The organism is Pseudomonas syringae KCTC 12500, from assembly GCF_000507185.2.
Classification (GTDB): domain Bacteria; phylum Pseudomonadota; class Gammaproteobacteria; order Pseudomonadales; family Pseudomonadaceae; genus Aquipseudomonas; species Aquipseudomonas syringae.
On record NZ_AYTM02000002.1, the window covers coordinates 1,972,345 to 1,989,220 of the forward strand.

A 16,876-nucleotide genomic window follows, 5' to 3' on the forward strand; every position below is an offset into this window, starting at 1 on the left:
CTTGCCGCTTGCAGCTCACAGCTTGCAGCTGCCTTTAAAAATCCTTGCACAGCCGCAAGCCGTCATAGATCGCCGCGTGGGTATTACGCTGCGCCACGCAATCGCCGATACGAAACAGCAGGTAACCGTCACCCGGCTGGCTCAACGATGGCTGTGGCTGAATGGCGAACAGCGCGTCGATGTCAATCTGGCCCTTGTTGCGCGAACCCTCCTTGAGCGCGTAATAGATCGCTTCGTCCGGACGCACGCCGTTTTCCACCACCACCTGATCGACGACCCGCTCTTCCTTGGCGCCGGTGTATTCGTTCTCCAGCACCGCCACCAGCTTGTCGCCCTCGCGATAGACCTTTTCCAGCATCATGTCGCCGGTCATGATCACTTCCTTGGGGTACATGCTGCGGTAGTAGGTCGGGAACGAGGTTCCGCCAATCGCCACGCCCGGCTTGATGTCATCGGTGACGATTTCGACCTGGCAGCCCTTGTCGGCCAGAAAGTCGGCCACCGACATGCCGGTAAACTCGCAAATCGTGTCGTAGACCAGCACGTTCTTGCCCGGCGCCACCTTGCCGTCCAGCACATCCCAACTGCTGACCACCAGGCCTTCAGCGGCCCCCCAGTGTTCGTTCTGCTCCAGAAACGGATGACCGCCGACCGCCAGCACCACGATGTCCGGGCGCAGGTCGAGAATGGTTGCCGCATCCGCGGCGGTCCCCAGACGCAGGTCGACTTTCAGGCGCGCCAGCTCCAGCTGGAACCAGCGCGTGATGCCGGCGATCTGGTCGCGCTGCGGTGCCTTCGATGCGGTGGTGATCTGCCCGCCGATGAAGTCCTTTTTCTCGAACAGGGTCACGTCATGGCCGCGTTCTGCAGAGACGCGCGCAGCTTCCATCCCGGCAGGACCGGCGCCGACCACCACGACCTTGCGCCTGGGTCCGGCGGATTTCTCGATGATGTGCGGCACGCCCATGTATTCGCGGGATGTGGCGGCGTTCTGGATGCACAGCACATCCAGGCCCTGATACTGGCGATCGATGCAGTAGTTGGCACCGACGCACTGTTTGATCTGATCGATCTGGCCCATCTTGATCTTGGCGATCAGGTGCGGATCGGCAATGTGCGCACGGGTCATGCCGACCATGTCGACATAACCGCCTTCCAGAATTCGGGTTGCCTGGTTCGGGTCCTTGATGTTCTGCGCGTGCAGCACCGGGGCCTTGACCACTTCCTTGATCCCGGCCGCCAGGTGCAGGAACGGCTCCGGTGGATAACTCATGTTGGGAATGACGTTGGCCAGGGTGTTGTGGGTGTCACACCCAGAGCCCACCACGCCGATGAAGTCGATCATGCCGGTGTCGTCGTAATACTTGGCGATCTGTTTCATGTCCTCGTGGCTGAGGCCATCGGGATGAAACTCGTCGCCGCAGAGGCGCAGCCCCACACAGAAGTCGGGACCGACTTCCTTGCGCACCGCCTTGATCACCTCCAGACCGAAACGCATGCGGTTCTCGAAACTGCCGCCCCACTCGTCGGTACGCTTGTTGACGCGCGGGCTCCAGAACTGGTCGATCATGTGCTGATGCACCGCCGACAACTCGACGCCGTCCAGACCACCGGCCTTGGCACGCGCCGCAGCGCTGGCGTAATTGCCGATCACCCGCCAGATTTCTTCCGGCTCGATGGTTTTACAGGTTGCCCGGTGTACCGGCTCGCGGATGCCCGATGGCGACAGCAGGGTCGGCCAGTGATCGCCATCCCAACGTGAGCGACGGCCCATGTGGGTAATCTGGATCATGATCTTGGCGCCATGCTTGTGCATGGCGTCGGCGAGGTTCTGGAAGTGCGGGATGATTCTGTCGGTCGCCAGGTTGACCGACTTCCACCAGCTTTGCGGGCTGTCGATGGCCACGCTTGAAGAGCCGCCACAAATGGCCAGACCGATGCCGCCCTTGGCTTTCTCCTCGTAGTACTTCACGTAACGATCCGTGGTCATGCCGCCATCGGTGGCGTAAACCTCGGCGTGCGCGGTGCTCAGCACGCGATTGCGGATGGTGAGTTTGCCGATCTGGATCGGCTGGAACATCGCTTCGAAAGCCATAACCCGATCCTCGATTTACAGCGGCTTAACGACGAACAGACCGTCGTCATGACCTTCTTCGGAACCACCGTAAACCTGCTCGGCAACCGTGCGCACAGTGCTGCCGCTGGCAGCGAGGATCTGATCCATGGCCCCGGCGAACCAGCCGGTGAACATGTAATCGACCTTGCGCCCGACCTTGCCGTAGACGTACACGAAACAGGAGTGTTCCAGCTTCACACTGGCAGTGCCTTTTTCGATGTCGATGTCCTGGATCTTGAACAGGCCCCAGCCGCGCTGCGACAGACGCTTCATGTAGTGCTCGAACACCGCAACGCCTTCCAGGCCATGGCATTCGGCTTCCTTTTCGCACCAGTGCCAGGCGGATTTGTAACCCGCCTTGTAGAGGATGTCGGCGTAGGCATCGGCGCCCAGCACGTCCTCGATGCCCCTATGGTTGTTGACGAAAAAGTGCCGGGGCACATAGAGCATCGGCAACGCATCGGAGGTCCAGACGCCGGTTTCGCTGTCGACTTCGATGGGCAGTTGCGGGGCGATTTTAGCCATGGCGGTCAAACTCCAGATGATTCGGGCTACACCCACCGCTCGAAGGGCCGTGGGGGTTCAATTCGATAAGGTATGGCGGGCGGGTTACTCGCCCCAGACGTCGGCCAGAACGTTGACCCAGTTCTCGCCCATGATCTTGCGCACCACGCGTTCGGAGTGACCGCGCTTGAGCAACGTTTCAGTCAGATTGGGAAACTCCCCCACGGTGCGGATGCCCAGCGGGTTGATGATCTTGCCGAAGTTGGTCAGGCGGCGGGCGTAGCCCTTGTCGTGGGTCAGGTACTCGAAAAATTCCTGGCCGTGACCCTGGGTAAAGTCAGTACCAATGCCGATGGCGTCTTCGCCGACGATGTTCATCACGTATTCGATGGCTTCGGCGTAATCGTCGATGGTCGACTCGATGCCCTTGGCCAGGAACGGCGCGAACATGGTCACGCCGACAAAACCGCCATGGTCGGCGATGAACTTCAGTTCGACGTCGGACTTGTTGCGCGGGTGTTCCTTGAGGCCGGACGGCAGGCAGTGGGAATAGCAGACCGGCTTTTTCGATTCGAGAATGACTTCTTCCGAGGTTTTCGAGCCGACGTGGGACAGGTCGCACATCACCCCGACGCGGTTCATTTCAGCGACGATCTCACGACCGAAACCCGATAGCCCGCCGTCGCGCTCGTAGCAGCCCGTGCCCACCAGATTCTGGGTGTTGTAGCACATCTGCACGATGCCCACGCCGAGCTTCTTGAAGATCTCGACGTAGCCGATCTGGTCTTCATAGGCGTGCGCGTTCTGAAAGCCGAACAGGATACCGGTCTTGCCCAGTTCCTTGGCCTTGCGGATGTCGGCAGTGGTATGAACGGGCATGACCAGGTCGCTGTTTTCGCGCATCAGTTTCTGGCTGGTGCAGATGCTGTTGATGGTCGCCTGAAAGCCCTCCCACACCGACACGGTGCAGTTGGCCATGGTCAGGCCGCCCTTGCGCATGTCTTCAAACAGCTCGCGGTTCCACTTGGCGATGATCAGCCCGTCAATAACGATGCTGTCGGCGTGTAATTCGGCTGGGCTCATCAGGCTGTCCCCTTTTTGATTCCGGTGCGCCGAATCGGCTGTCGGCGCTAATGGGGTCAGCATATGCCGGAGGGTCAGGGGAACCGGGTGCAAAAACGACAGGGGGTTTGCCGAAAGCGTCAAGATGCGACAAAGGGGGACGGCGTGTCGTCGTGCGATGTCGTAAACCTGTTCAATGTCTCGCGCTTGAGACAGAATCGAGCCTATCAATGGATCGGAGCGACTCGATGAAAACGTTTTTGCTGACCCTGGCCCTTATGACGACGGCTGTGACTGGCGTACACGCCGCTCAGAACCCTGACGCGTCGCCGTGCGACGGTGTCGAGGACGACAAGCAGACCCTTGAATGCTCGGCCTACAGCCGCACCACTGCCGAACAGTTGCTCAAGGAGAACTTCGACAACCTGCTCAAGCGCGTTCAGTCGCAGTTCGTTGCCAACAAGACGCAGTTCAACGACTTTACCAGCAAGCTCAAGACCGCCCAGCAAGCCTGGGAGAAGCTGCGTGACGCCGACTGCGCGGTTGAAGTCTTTCCTTCTGCAGCAGGTAGTAAGGCCTTCACCATCAGTGAAAACGATTGCGTTGCACGCATGAGTGACGAGCGCTCGGAGTATCTGGAGTCGATAGCTCAGGAATAACGTCTACGATGAGATAACCTGCCTCTTTATATGAACGAGCTCATCAGGTTTTCTCATGATTATTTGCGGTGTAGAAATCAAAGGCAGCGAAGCCATCTTCGCCCTCGCCACGCGACGTAATGGCGACATCGAGCACTTGCCGCTCGCCACGAAGAAGCTTGCACTGGAGGACGATGACGAGGCCGCCAACGTCAAAGCCTTCTCCACACAACTTGCCGGTTTCGTGCGTGAAAACGGCATCAGCCATGTGGTCATCAAGAAGCGCAGCAAGAAAGGCGAATTCGCTGGCGGCCCGACCACTTTCAAGATCGAAACCATCTTTCAACTGATGTCCGATTGCAACGTGGTGCTGATCTCACCGCAGACCATCAATGCGCAGAACAAGAAACACACCTTCGCCCTGCCCGACACCCTGAACAAGTATCAGCACGAAGCGTACAAGGCGGCGTGTGCGGGGGTGATGAAGAGCGTTTAGACGCTTCAAGAGCTTCCGGAACCGCGTGCCCACGCGGAGTACCCATCGTTACGCACAAGTCCGCTTTTGATTCTGGCCGAAGGCCGTGGGAGCGAACTTGTTCGCGAAGACGGTCGTTCAGAAAATGCATTTTCGGAGAATATACCGGCCCTTTCGCGAACAAGTTCGCTCCTGCGCCCGCCGGGTAGAAGCGAGATTGTTCAGGCTCTTCAGCTTCAAGAGCTTCCGGAACCGCATGCCCACGCGGAGTACCCATCGTTACGCACAAGTCCGCTTTGGATTCTGGCCGGAGGCCGTGGGAGCGAACTTGTTCGCGAAGACGGTCGTTCAGAAAATGCATTTTCGGAGAATATACCGGCCCTTTCGCGAACAAGTTCGCTCCTACGCCCGCTGGGCAGAAGCGAGATTGTTGAGGCTCTTCAGCTTCAAGAGCTTCCGGAACCGCATGCCCACGCGGAGTACCCATCGTTACGCACAAGTCCGCTTTTGATTCTGGCCGAAGGCCGTGGGAGCGAACTTGTTCGCGAAGACGGTCGTTCAGAAAATGCATTTTCGGAGAATATACCGGCCCTTTCGCGAACAAGTTCGCTCCTACGCCCGCCGGGCAGAAGCGAGATTGTTCAGGCTCTTCAGCTTCAAGAGCTTCCGGAACCGCATGCCCACGCGGAGTGCCTATCGTTACGCACAAGTCCGCTTTGGATTCTGGCCGGAGGCCGTGGGAGCGAACTTGTTCGCGAAGACGGTCGTTCAGAAAATGCATTTTCGGAGAATATACCGGCCCTTTCGCGAACAAGTTCGCTCCTACGCCCGCCGGGCAGAAGCGAGATTGTTCAGGCTCTTCAGCTTCAAGAGCTTCCGGAACCGCATGCCCACGCGGAGTGCCCATCGTTACGCACAAGTCCGCTTTTGATTCTGGCCGGAGGCCGTGGGAGCGAACTTGTTCGCGAAGACGGTCGTTCAGAAAATGCATTTTCGGAGAATGTACCGGCCCTTTCGCGAACAAGTTCGCTTGTATGGTAAGACTTGAAGGGAGGAGGAGGGACTTAGTTCGCTTCTGACTGTTCGCGCAGTACAGACCCGTAGGAGATTTCACCCCTCCTCCTTTCACCCAAGCGCCGATAAAGAATGCTTAAGGCTCACAACCTACGATAGAAACAAGCCTGCGCCTCTGGGTGGCCCCTTCAAGTCTGTAAACCTTATCCCCGAGGAGGCGTTATGGCAATGCGGGTTACTCTGGAAAAACCGATCATCGGTGTAGATGTCGCCAAGAATGAGCTGGTGATCTACCACGATCAATATGATCGACTTGAGGCAATCCCCAATACCAAAGTCGCCATCACCCAATGGCTGAAGGCCTTGGCGAGCAGCTGCGCCATCGCCATCGAAGCCACTAACGTCTATCACGTCCTGTTCGCGGATGCGGCCCACGAAGCAGGCTGTGACATTTATATGGTGGATGGCTATCAGCTCAGTCATTACCGTAAAGGCGTCAACATACGCGCCAAAACCGATGCCCAAGATGCTCGTTTGTTGGCCCGATACCTGAAAAACGAGCTTGATGAGTTGCGGCCCTGGATACCTGCGAGCCCGCTTTATCGGCAGCTTCTGAGCCTGTTCCGACGTCGTGCAGCCTTGGTTCAGGCTCGTACTGGCCTGGTGCAAAGCTGGACCAACGAGCCTTTTCTGAGAACAGCGTTCGCCAATCAGGTCAACTCGATGAAACGATTTGAGGCGCTCGTTGAAAAGAAGATTCGCGATGTACTGCAGGAAGCCGGTCTGATGAGGCAGGTCAACCGCTGTATGAAAGTAGAAGGGATCGGCTTTCTGACTGCAGCTCGTTTGGTCACTTCTTTTCAGCGAGGCGAGTTCAGCGGAGCGAACGCCTTTATCGCGTTTCTTGGGCTGGACCTGAGAGTATCCAAATCAGGGCAAAGTGATGGACCTCGTCGATTGACCAAACGCGGCGATCCAGAAGCCCGACGGTTGCTGCACAACGCGGCTATGTCCGGGAGCCGTACGCCGGCCTGGAAGCCTTTTTATGAAGAGCAGAGAAAGCGTGGCTTTAGTACAACTCAAGCGCTGGTCATGCTCTCCCGAAAGTTGGCTCGAGTAGTCTTCGCTCTGTTAAAGAACCAGAGCGAATATCAAACAAAAGTGGCTTGAGGGCTTTGCCAAAACCATAGAATCTCCTACGCCCGCCGGGCAGAAGCGAGATTGTTCAGGCTCTTCGGTACTTGTGTCTAACCATGAGCGCGGAGCATTCATTCGCCTGGCAGGTGCTTTTGGCCGGACATAAAAAAACCCGCATTTCTGCGGGTTTCTTCAATGCTCAGCCAACTCAGTTGACCTTGGCATCCAGTTCGCCACGCGCGTAGCGTTCGAACATGGCGTCCAGGGAGATCGGCTTGATCTTCGAGGCGTTGCCAGCGGTGCCGAATGCTTCGTAACGGGCGATACAGACGTCACGCATGGCCGAAACAGTCTTGGCCAGGTACTTGCGCGGGTCGAACTCGCTCGGGTTTTTGGCCATGAATTCGCGGATGGCACCAGTGGACGCCAGACGCAGGTCGGTGTCGATGTTGACCTTGCGCACGCCGTGCTTGATGCCTTCAACGATTTCTTCGACCGGCACACCGTAGGTTTCTTTGATGTCGCCGCCGAACTCGTTGATGATCTTCAGCCATTCCTGTGGAACAGAGGAAGAACCGTGCATCACCAGGTGAGTGTTGGGGATGCGCTTGTGGATCTCTTTGATACGCTCGATCGCCAAGATGTCGCCGGTAGGCGGCTTGGTGAACTTGTAAGCGCCGTGGCTGGTGCCGATGGCGATGGCCAAGGCATCGACCTGAGTGCGCTTGACGAAGTCAGCGGCCTCTTCCGGGTCGGTCAGCATCTGGCTGTGATCCAGAACGCCTTCCGCGCCAACCCCGTCTTCTTCACCGGCCATGCCGGTTTCCAGCGAACCCAGCACGCCCAGCTCGCCTTCCACCGAAACACCGCAGGCGTGAGCGAAAGACACCACGCGACGGGTAACGTCGACGTTGTAGTCGTAATCGGCTGGGGACTTGCCGTCTTCACGCAGCGAGCCGTCCATCATGACCGAGCTGAAACCCAGCTGGATCGAGCGCTGGCAGATGTCAGGGCTGGTGCCGTGGTCCTGGTGCATAACCACCGGGATGTGCGGAAATTCTTCGATCGCGGCGAGGATCAGGTGACGCAGAAACGGCGCGCCGGCGTATTTGCGGGCACCGGCAGAAGCCTGGACGATCACCGGGGAGTCGGTCTTGTCGGCCGCTTCCATAATGGCGCGCATCTGTTCCAGGTTGTTTACGTTGAAAGCTGGAACGCCGTAGCCGAATTCGGCTGCGTGGTCCAACATCTGGCGCATGCTGATAAGTGCCATTGTCTGTTTCTCTCCCGGTAGGGTCGTTAGTCGAGCAAGCCTGCCGTAGTGGCGGCTGCCATTCAAGTTATAAGCTCAGCCGCGAGGCCGTGCGTGTGTGCCCGAGATCCGACTTATCTGGCCTTGCAGCCGCGACCGATCAGATCGTTGGTAGCGTCCCAGTAGATCAGGCCCTCGCTACCCTTGTTGACGAATGCCAACACATTGTTGCTGTACAGCGTACCGCTGGCAGCGCCGGGTTCGGCCTTTAGCCTGAACACCTGGTCGCTCTGATTCAGACGCACATCGACTTCCTTCTTGGCCGAGTCGATGTAGCGCCAGTTGACCTCTGCATTGCTGTCGCATACCCAGCGATTCCAGGGGTCATTGTGCTGCGGTGAACTCATGCTCGAACAACCGCCAAGCACTGCCAAAACCCCAAGGGCAATCACGCCTTTCATTACGTCTCCTGGCTGCCCTGCGAAACACGGCACGTGCCGGTCGTTTCAACTGTCAGGGGCAGTTCTGTTCCTGATTTCGGTCATCGGCCGGCTCACCGGTGACATGTGCCTCGACCCGTTGACTGTTTTCAGTCGTCGGCACATTCACGGCGGCCGGGCTGAATATCTGACAGGTCTTGGCACGCGAGCCAGAACCGGTACAACCAGCCAGTACAATGCAGCTCATCAGAGCCAAGGCAGCGATCTTCATGGCGAAACTCCTTTCGCGGAAAAATATCCACCCTTTAAAGACCGCTGAAGCCCGTCAATGTTGCCAACGGGTTTCAGACCTGGCTCACAGACAGCCTACATTGCCGGTCCGCGGCATGAATTCATAACGATCCCAAACCTCCGGACCGCCACGCTTGTAGACCACCGGCACCGTTTCTGCCTGCCAGCCCGCCTGATAGCAGCTTAGCTGGAGCGGTTGAGTCGGGGAGTCGCTCTCCACCTCTTCAGCCGCAGGCTTGCCCGCGCAACCGGCCAGTAAACCTGCGATGAGAAACCACGGTAACGCCCTGACCATTGACCACTCCTTGTCCAAAGCTTTCACTCAAGCCTTGGCGCGTTGTTCGAGCACTTCCACCGCTGGCAGAACCTTGCCTTCCACGAACTCGAGGAACGCACCGCCACCGGTCGAAATGTAGGAAATCTTTTGCGCAACACCATACTTGTCGATGGCTGCCAGCGTGTCGCCGCCGCCCGCGATGGAGAACGCCTGGCTTTCAGCAATGGCCTTGGCCAGCGTTTTAGTGCCTTCACCGAACTGATCGAACTCAAACACGCCGACCGGACCGTTCCACAGGATAGTCCTGGAAGATTTCAGTAATTCGGCGAAATGCGCAGCAGTCTGCGGGCCAATATCGAGAATCATGTCGTCATCGGCGACCTCACCGATCAGTTTGACGGTAGCGGCAGCGCTTTCGGCGAATTCTTTGGCAACCACCACGTCAGTCGGCAACGGCACGCTGACTTTGGCGGCGATGGCGCGTGCGGTGTCGAGCAGATCAGGTTCGTACAGCGATTTACCGACCTTGTGACCGGCCGCAGCCAGGAAGGTGTTGGCTATGCCGCCGCCGACGATCAACTGATTGCAGATGCCGCTCAGGCTGTTGAGCACGTCCAGCTTGGTGGAGACCTTGGAGCCGGCAACGATCGCGGTCATAGGCTGAGCCGGAGCGCCCAGGGCCTTGCCCAGTGATTCGAGTTCGGCGGCCAGCAGCGGTCCTGCGGCGGCCACCTTGGCGAATTTGGCCACGCCGTGAGTAGAACCCTCGGCACGGTGCGCGGTGCCGAAGGCATCCATCACGAACACGTCGCACAGCGCTGCGTATTGCTGCGCCAGCTCGTCAGTGTTCTTTTTCTCGCCCTTGTTGAAGCGAACGTTCTCGAACAGAACGACATCACCGGCCTTAACGTCGACGCCGTCCAGGTAATCGGCAACCAGAGGAACGTCACGACCCAGCGCCGTGCTCAGGTAGTCGGCAACCGGCTTGAGGCTGTTCTCGGCAGAAAACTCACCCTCTGTCGGGCGGCCAAGGTGCGAGCAGACCATGACGGCCGCGCCCTTTTCCAAAGCCAGCCTGATGGTCGGCAGCGAAGCGAGGATACGTGCATCACTGCTGACCACGCCGTCCTTTACCGGGACGTTGAGGTCTTCGCGGATCAGTACACGTTTACCTTGCAGATCGAGGTCGGTCATCTTCAAGACGGTCATGAGCATTCCTGTTTTTTTACTGTTATTGGTCAGCGACGCGCAGAAAGTGATCGGCGACGTCGAGCATTCGATTGGCAAAGCCCCACTCGTTGTCGAACCAGGCCAGCAGATTGACCAGCCGGGGTCCGGAAACGCGGGTCTGACTCGCATCGACAATGGCCGAATGCGGGTCATGGTTGAAATCGCAACTGGCGTGCGGCAATTCAGTGTAAGCCAGCAGCCCCTTGAGCGGGCCGCTGGTGGCGGCCTCACGCAGGATACGGTTGATCTCCACGGCATCGGTGTCTCGCGACATCTGCAAGGTAATGTCCAGACAGGACACATTCACCGTCGGCACGCGAACAGCTTTGGCCTGAATTCGGCCGGCAAGTTCCGGAAGCAGCCGTTCGATTCCGCGCGCCAGACCGGTGGATACCGGAATGATCGATTGGAAGGCCGAGCGAGTACGGCGCAGATCCTCGTGATGATAAGCGTCGATCACCGGTTGATCGTTCATCGCCGAGTGGATGGTGGTGATGGTCATGTATTCCAGGCCGATGGCCTGATCCAGCAAGCGCAGCAGCGGCACACTGCAGTTGGTGGTGCACGACGCGGCCGAGACCAGCAGCTCGCGGCCAGTCAGCTTGTGCTGGTTGATGCCGAACACCACGGTGGCATCGACATCCCGTTCGCTGGCCATCGGCTGGGAAAACAGCACCCGCGGCGCACCGGCCTCCAGAAAACGCTGGCCGTCTTCGCGAGTGTTGTAGACGCCGGAGCACTCAAGCACCAGATCGACTTCCAGACCGGCCCAGTCTATGCCTTCCGGCGTCGCACTGCGCAGCACCTTGATCCGGTGGTCATTGATGTGCAGGTATTGCCCTTCAACCCGCACTTCGCCGGGGAACCGGCCGTGTGTGGAGTCAAAGCGCGTGAGGTATTCAAGACTGGCCATGTCGGCCAGATCGTTGATGGCAACCACTTCAAACCCGGCTTTGGCCCCTCGCTCGCACAGCGCGCGAACGACGCAACGACCAATACGGCCGTAACCGTTCAGAGCAACTTTGTAGGGGCGGGGCTGGGGCATGAAATTTTCGCCAGGGGCTGGATCTGATTGCGCAAACGATAAAGCCTGTGGGAGCGGCCGGTGCGGCGATCCGCCCCGGTCGCTCCCACAAAATCAACTACCAACCATGAGGCAGTTGATCAGTCTTCCAGCAGTTCTTCAGCAGTGCTCAGGACGTTTTCCAGCGTGAACCCGAACTCTTCGAACAGCGCTGGCGCAGGGGCCGACTCGCCGAAGGTGGTCATGCCGATCACGCGCCCTTCCAGGCCGACGTATTTGTACCAGTAGTCGGCATGAGCCGCTTCGATCGCAATACGCGCGCTGACCTGCAACGGCAGCACTGCCTGCTTGTACGCAGCATCCTGAGCTTCGAAAATGCTGGTGCATGGCATGGACACCACGCGCACGTTGCGACCCTGCTCGGTCAGCTTGTCGTACGCCTGCACGGCCAGACCTACTTCCGAACCGGTCGCGATCAGGATCAGCTCAGGCTCGGCCGCGCAATCACGCAGCACGTAGCCGCCACGCGCGATGTACGACAGTTGCTTCTCGTCACGCGCCTGGTGAGTCAGGTTCTGACGGGAGAAGATCAGTGCCGACGGGCCATCGTCACGCTCGATAGCGTGCTTCCAGGCCACGGCCGATTCCACCGCATCCGCAGGACGCCAGGTGTCCAGGTTCGGTGTGGTACGCAGGCTGGTCAATTGCTCGATCGGCTGGTGAGTCGGGCCGTCTTCGCCTAGACCGATGGAGTCGTGGGTGAATACGTAGATCACGCGCTTCTTCATCAACGAGGCCATACGCACAGCGTTGCGAGCATATTCCATGAAGATCAGGAAGGTTGCGCCGTAAGGCACGAAGCCGCCGTGCAGGGCGATGCCATTCATCATGGCGCCCATGCCGAACTCGCGAACACCGTAATGCAGGTAGTTGCCGTTAGGGTCTTCGCCGGTGATGCTCTTGCAGCCTTTCCAGATGGTCAGGTTGGACCCGGCAAGGTCAGCCGAACCACCCAGAATTTCAGGCAGCAACGGGCCCAGTGCTCCCAGCGCGTTCTGGCTGGCCTTGCGGCTGGCGATGGTTTCGCCCTTGGCGTTGACTTCGGCGACATAAGCCGCTGATTTTTCAGCAAAATCGGCAGGCAATTGCCCACTCATGCGACGAATGAAGTCGTTGGCCAGCTCCGGGAAGGCGGCGGAATAATCAGCAAAACGCTGATCCCACTCGGCTTCGGCAGCCAGGCCTTTTTCCTTCCCGTTCCACTCGGCATAGATATCAGCCGGGATTTCGAAAGGACCGTGGTTCCACTTCAGTGCAGCACGGGTCAGGGCGATTTCGTCAGCACCCAGCGGCGCACCGTGGGACTCTTCCTTGCCCTGCTTGTTCGGCGAACCGAAACCGATGGTGGTCTTGCAGCAGATCAGCGTTGGCTGATCGCTCTTGCGAGCGGTTTCGATGGCCGTCTTGATTTCTTCAGGGTCATGACCGTCGACATTGCGGATCACCAACCAGCCGTACGACTCGAAACGCTTAGGCGTATCGTCGGTGAACCAGCCTTCCACTTCACCATCGATGGAGATGCCGTTGTCGTCGTAGAACGCGATCAGCTTGTTCAGTTGCAACGTACCGGCCAGCGAGGCCGCTTCGTGGGAAATACCTTCCATCATGCAGCCATCGCCCATGAACACGTACGTATGGTGATCGACGATGGAGTGGCCTGGACGGTTGAACTGCGCGGCAAGCGTTTTCTCGGCAGCAGCGAAACCGACGGCGTTGGCAAAGCCCTGACCCAGCGGACCGGTGGTGGTCTCGACGCCAGGCGTGTAACCGTATTCCGGGTGACCCGGTGTGCGGCTGTGCAATTGACGGAAGTTTTTCAGGTCGTCGATGGACAGGTCGTAGCCGGTCAGGTGTAACAACGAGTAGACCAGCATCGAGCCGTGGCCGTTGGACATGATGAAACGGTCACGGTCGGCGAACGAAGGGTTTGCCGGGTTGTGTTTCATATAATCGCGCCAAAGAACCTCGGCGATATCCGCCATGCCCATGGGGGCACCCGGATGGCCGCTGTTGGCTTTTTGCACGGCATCCATGCTGAGGGCACGAATAGCGTTGGCACGCTCACGACGGCTTGGCATCGCTGATCTCCTGGGAATTAAGAAATAGGATTGAGAAAAAGAAGGCTATTTTCCCTCACGGACAGGCCGGGGGCAATCACAGATAGACGACCATAGGCTTTTTTCCGGGGTTGCGGACATTATTTGCCACGCAAAGACTGGATCACCCGTCTGCACGACAAGTTCACAACGCCTGACCGGCGCCATCCATCCAGCAATATCAAAACTTTTTGATATTGCCCTTGCGACACTCCGAATCGCTCTCTAGACTGCGCAGCTATGAACCTGCGTGTACCTGCCATTCGCCACGATGCATGCGACGACCTCTCTGCATTGTGCAAGGCCGGCGGCGATCCCTTGCGGCTGAACGTGCTGCGTGTGCTGACCAACGACTCGTTCGGCGTGCTGGAACTGGCGCAGATTTTCGCCATCGGCCAGTCCGGCATGAGCCACCACCTCAAGGTGCTGGCGCAGGCTGATCTGGTAGCGACACGGCGTGAAGGCAACGCGATTTTCTACCGGCGCGCCCTGCCCCATACCGAGTTGCCGGGTGGCAGGCTGCATGCGGCGCTGCTGGATGAAGTGGATACGCTGGACTTGCCGGACGACGTACAAAGCCGTATTGGCCTGGTGCATCGGCAACGGGCATTGGCCAGCCAGGATTTTTTCGCCCGTACCGCAGAAAAGTTTCGTGCCCAGCAGGACCTGATCGCCGGTTTGGCGCAGTACAGCGAAAGCCTGCTGACCTTGCTCGACAAACTGAGCTTCGGCGCCCAGGCAACCGCTCTGGAAGTAGGCCCCGGTGACGGCGGCTTCCTCCCTGAGCTGGCGCGACGCTTCGCTCAGGTCATCGCGATGGACAACAGTCCGGTGATGCTGGACCTGGCGCGTGGCGTCTGCGAGCGCAATGCACTGGCTAACGTTGAGCTGAGGCTGGCCGACGCACTGACCGACGCTAAAGTCAGCGCCGATTGCGTCGTCCTCAACATGGTGCTGCATCATTTCGCGGTACCGGCCGAAGCCTTGAAGCAACTGGCCGAACATGTAAAACCCGGCGGTAGCCTGCTGGTAACAGAATTGTGTAGTCATGACCAGAGTTGGGCCAGGGAGGCCTGTGGCGATCTCTGGTTAGGTTTCGAGCAGGAAGACTTGGCCCGTTGGGCCATCGCTGCGGGGCTAGTTCCCGGGGAAAGCCTCTATGTAGGCTTACGTAATGGTTTCCAGATCCAGGTTCGCCATTTTCAGCGACCGGCTGGCGACACTCACCATCGGTAAAATGAAGGAAACCCGTAGAGATGAGCGAATACTCACTTTTCACCTCCGAGTCCGTGTCCGAAGGGCATCCGGACAAGATCGCCGACCAGATTTCCGACGCGGTTCTGGACGCCATCATCGCTGAAGACAAATACGCACGTGTAGCGTGCGAAACACTGGTCAAGACCGGTGTGGCGATCATCGCTGGCGAAGTGTCGACTTCGGCCTGGGTCGATCTGGAAGACATCGTGCGTAACGTCATCCTCGACATCGGCTACAACAGCTCCGACGTCGGTTTCGACGGCGCCACCTGCGGCGTGATGAACATCATCGGCAAGCAGTCGGTAGACATCGCCCAGGGCGTTGACCGCAGCAAACCTGAAGATCAGGGCGCTGGCGACCAGGGCCTGATGTTCGGCTATGCCAGTAACGAGACCGACGTGCTGATGCCAGCGCCGATCACCTTCTCCCACCAGTTGGTGCAGCGTCAGGCCGAAGCGCGTAAATCCGGCCTGCTGCCGTGGCTGCGCCCGGATGCCAAATCCCAGGTTACCTGCCGTTACGAAAACGGCAAGGTGGTCGGCGTCGACGCCATCGTCCTGTCGACCCAGCACAACCCGGATGTGTCGTACAAGGACCTGCGCGAAGGCGTGATGGAGCTGATCGTCAAGCACGTCATCCCTGCGCACCTGCTGCACAAGGACACCCAGTTCCACATCAACCCGACCGGCAACTTCATCATCGGTGGCCCGGTAGGCGACTGCGGTCTGACCGGCCGCAAGATCATCGTCGACACCTACGGCGGCATGGCCCGTCACGGTGGCGGGGCATTCTCCGGCAAGGACCCATCGAAAGTTGACCGTTCGGCCGCCTACGCCGGTCGTTACGTCGCCAAGAACATCGTCGCTGCCGGCCTGGCCGAGCGTTGCGAAATCCAGGTGTCCTACGCCATCGGCGTCGCTCAACCGACTTCGATCTCGCTGAACACGTTCGGCACCGGCAAGCTGTCTGATGACAAGATCATCAAGCTGGTCCGCGACAACTTCGACCTGCGTCCGTACGCAATCACCACCATGCTCGACCTGCTGCACCCGATGTACCAGGCCACTGCAGCCTACGGCCACTTCGGTCGTATCCCGGTCGAAATGACCGTTGGCGATGACACCTTCACCGCCTTTACCTGGGAAAAAACCGACCGCGCCGACGCCCTGCGCGCAGCTGCCGGCCTGTAAAAACCCAGAAAAAAGCCCCGGACGACCTGGTCGTTTCGGGGCTTTTTTTCGTCTGCTCGGCAGTCATTCTGCGGTCACACTTCAAGCCCGCCGCGACACCAGCAGTACCGATGCAGCGCCCGCCAACAACCCTGCGCACACCCTGTTGAACAACCGCTTGCCACTGGGTTTGGCCAACAGGCGACGAGCATGGATCCCCATCGCGGCGTACAACGCGATCGCTACGCACTCCAGTACCAGAAACAGACCACCTAGCACCGCGAACTGACCTGACACATCACTTTGGTGATCCACAAACTGCGGAAGAAAAGCCGTAAACAGCAGGATCGCTTTCGGATTGCCAATAGCCACTAGAAACTCTTGACGCGCAAGGCTGCCAGCGTTGGCTGGTGCAACCTCTGCCTGGTTCTGTATAGCCGGGTCGGCGCGCCATAGCTGCACCGCGAGATAAAACAGATACGCCGCGCCGACGACCTTGATCACATGAAACAACCATTCGGACGTGTGCAACACAGCAGTCAGTCCTGCGCCGGCCAAGGCGATCATGATGACAAACGCCAGCAAGCGCCCCGCCCCGCCGACGCATGAGCTGGTGAAGCCATAGCGCGTAGCATTACTGATCGACAGAAGATTGTTCGGACCGGGCGCCATGTTCAGCGCAAAGCAGGCCGGAATGAATACAGCGAGAGTCGAGATGTCCATTGGCTCCAGTCCCTGAGTTGAATCAGCTACTCAGTCTGGCTTTTTTTAATGAATGGTCAAGACACAGCTGCGCCGTGAAATGCGGCCGGGCTGTGTTGGCAAGAGTCATGC

The 16,876-nt window shown here is 58.7% G+C and carries 16 protein-coding genes; 5 read left to right on the plus strand and 11 right to left on the minus strand.

Going from position 1 to position 16,876, the window contains the following annotated elements:
- Nucleotides 1-34: 34 nt before the first annotated feature.
- The 3 genes from dgcA to V476_RS09170 form a co-directional block, all read right to left on the minus strand.
- Nucleotides 35-2,095 (minus strand): dimethylglycine demethylation protein DgcA, encoded by a 2,061-nt coding sequence (gene dgcA / locus V476_RS09160; protein WP_004415601.1) that lies wholly within the window; start codon nt 2,093-2,095, stop codon nt 35-37.
- A 15-nt stretch (nt 2,096-2,110) separates the two neighbouring features.
- Complete coding sequence (locus V476_RS09165; protein WP_024649247.1) at nt 2,111-2,641, minus strand: DUF5943 domain-containing protein; 531 nt, start codon at nt 2,639-2,641, stop codon at nt 2,111-2,113.
- Nucleotides 2,642-2,725: 84 nt separating this feature from the next.
- Nucleotides 2,726-3,703: a dipeptidase gene (locus V476_RS09170; protein WP_003316346.1), complete on the minus strand. Its 978-nt coding sequence runs from the start codon at nt 3,701-3,703 to the stop codon at nt 2,726-2,728.
- 227 nt (nt 3,704-3,930) lie between these two features.
- On the opposite strand from V476_RS09170, the gene V476_RS09175 reads away from it, so the two are divergent.
- The 3 genes from V476_RS09175 to V476_RS09195 all read left to right on the plus strand — a co-directional run bounded on the left by V476_RS09175 (nt 3,931) and on the right by V476_RS09195 (nt 6,979).
- Nucleotides 3,931-4,341, plus strand: a complete 411-nt coding sequence (locus V476_RS09175) for a lysozyme inhibitor LprI family protein (RefSeq protein ID WP_003347277.1) — start codon at nt 3,931-3,933, stop codon at nt 4,339-4,341.
- 55 nt (nt 4,342-4,396) lie between these two features.
- Nucleotides 4,397-4,816 carry a DUF3010 family protein gene (locus tag V476_RS09180; protein WP_003316349.1) on the plus strand — a complete coding sequence of 140 codons (420 nt, stop codon included), beginning with the start codon at nt 4,397-4,399 and terminating at the stop codon, nt 4,814-4,816.
- A gap of 1,215 nt (nt 4,817-6,031) precedes the next feature.
- Nucleotides 6,032-6,979 (plus strand): IS110 family RNA-guided transposase, encoded by a 948-nt coding sequence (locus V476_RS09195; RefSeq protein WP_051128927.1) that lies wholly within the window; start codon nt 6,032-6,034, stop codon nt 6,977-6,979.
- 175 nt (nt 6,980-7,154) lie between these two features.
- Here the strand turns inward: V476_RS09195 and fba are convergent, their stop codons facing one another.
- The 7 genes from fba to tkt all read right to left on the minus strand — a co-directional run bounded on the left by fba (nt 7,155) and on the right by tkt (nt 13,598).
- Nucleotides 7,155-8,219, minus strand: a complete 1,065-nt coding sequence (gene fba / locus V476_RS09200; RefSeq protein WP_003316351.1) for a class II fructose-bisphosphate aldolase — start codon at nt 8,217-8,219, stop codon at nt 7,155-7,157.
- A 113-nt stretch (nt 8,220-8,332) separates the two neighbouring features.
- Nucleotides 8,333-8,659, minus strand: coding sequence for an MliC family protein (locus V476_RS09205; RefSeq protein WP_024961110.1), 327 nt, complete (start codon nt 8,657-8,659; stop codon nt 8,333-8,335).
- Nucleotides 8,660-8,711: 52 nt separating this feature from the next.
- Complete coding sequence (locus tag V476_RS09210; protein WP_003316353.1) at nt 8,712-8,909, minus strand: hypothetical protein; 198 nt, start codon at nt 8,907-8,909, stop codon at nt 8,712-8,714.
- An 84-nt stretch (nt 8,910-8,993) separates the two neighbouring features.
- On the minus strand, nt 8,994-9,224 hold the full coding sequence (locus tag V476_RS09215) for a lipoprotein (RefSeq protein ID WP_003316354.1): 231 nt from the start codon (nt 9,222-9,224) through the stop codon (nt 8,994-8,996).
- A gap of 27 nt (nt 9,225-9,251) precedes the next feature.
- Nucleotides 9,252-10,415 carry a phosphoglycerate kinase gene (locus V476_RS09220; protein WP_024961109.1) on the minus strand — a complete coding sequence of 388 codons (1,164 nt, stop codon included), beginning with the start codon at nt 10,413-10,415 and terminating at the stop codon, nt 9,252-9,254.
- A 22-nt stretch (nt 10,416-10,437) separates the two neighbouring features.
- On the minus strand, nt 10,438-11,481 hold the full coding sequence (gene epd, locus V476_RS09225) for an erythrose-4-phosphate dehydrogenase (protein ID WP_003411999.1): 1,044 nt from the start codon (nt 11,479-11,481) through the stop codon (nt 10,438-10,440).
- Nucleotides 11,482-11,600: 119 nt separating this feature from the next.
- Nucleotides 11,601-13,598, minus strand: a complete 1,998-nt coding sequence (gene tkt, locus V476_RS09230) for a transketolase (RefSeq protein ID WP_003393691.1) — start codon at nt 13,596-13,598, stop codon at nt 11,601-11,603.
- A 258-nt stretch (nt 13,599-13,856) separates the two neighbouring features.
- Between tkt and V476_RS09235 the strand changes: the two genes are divergently transcribed.
- Nucleotides 13,857-14,852 carry an ArsR/SmtB family transcription factor gene (locus V476_RS09235; RefSeq protein ID WP_024961108.1) on the plus strand — a complete coding sequence of 332 codons (996 nt, stop codon included), beginning with the start codon at nt 13,857-13,859 and terminating at the stop codon, nt 14,850-14,852.
- A 20-nt stretch (nt 14,853-14,872) separates the two neighbouring features.
- On the plus strand, nt 14,873-16,063 hold the full coding sequence (gene metK / locus V476_RS09240) for a methionine adenosyltransferase (protein ID WP_003372639.1): 1,191 nt from the start codon (nt 14,873-14,875) through the stop codon (nt 16,061-16,063).
- 81 nt (nt 16,064-16,144) lie between these two features.
- Here metK and V476_RS09245 read toward each other — a convergent pair whose 3' ends face one another.
- Nucleotides 16,145-16,765, minus strand: a complete 621-nt coding sequence (locus V476_RS09245; RefSeq protein WP_024961107.1) for a LysE family translocator — start codon at nt 16,763-16,765, stop codon at nt 16,145-16,147.
- Nucleotides 16,766-16,876: the final 111 nt, after the last annotated feature.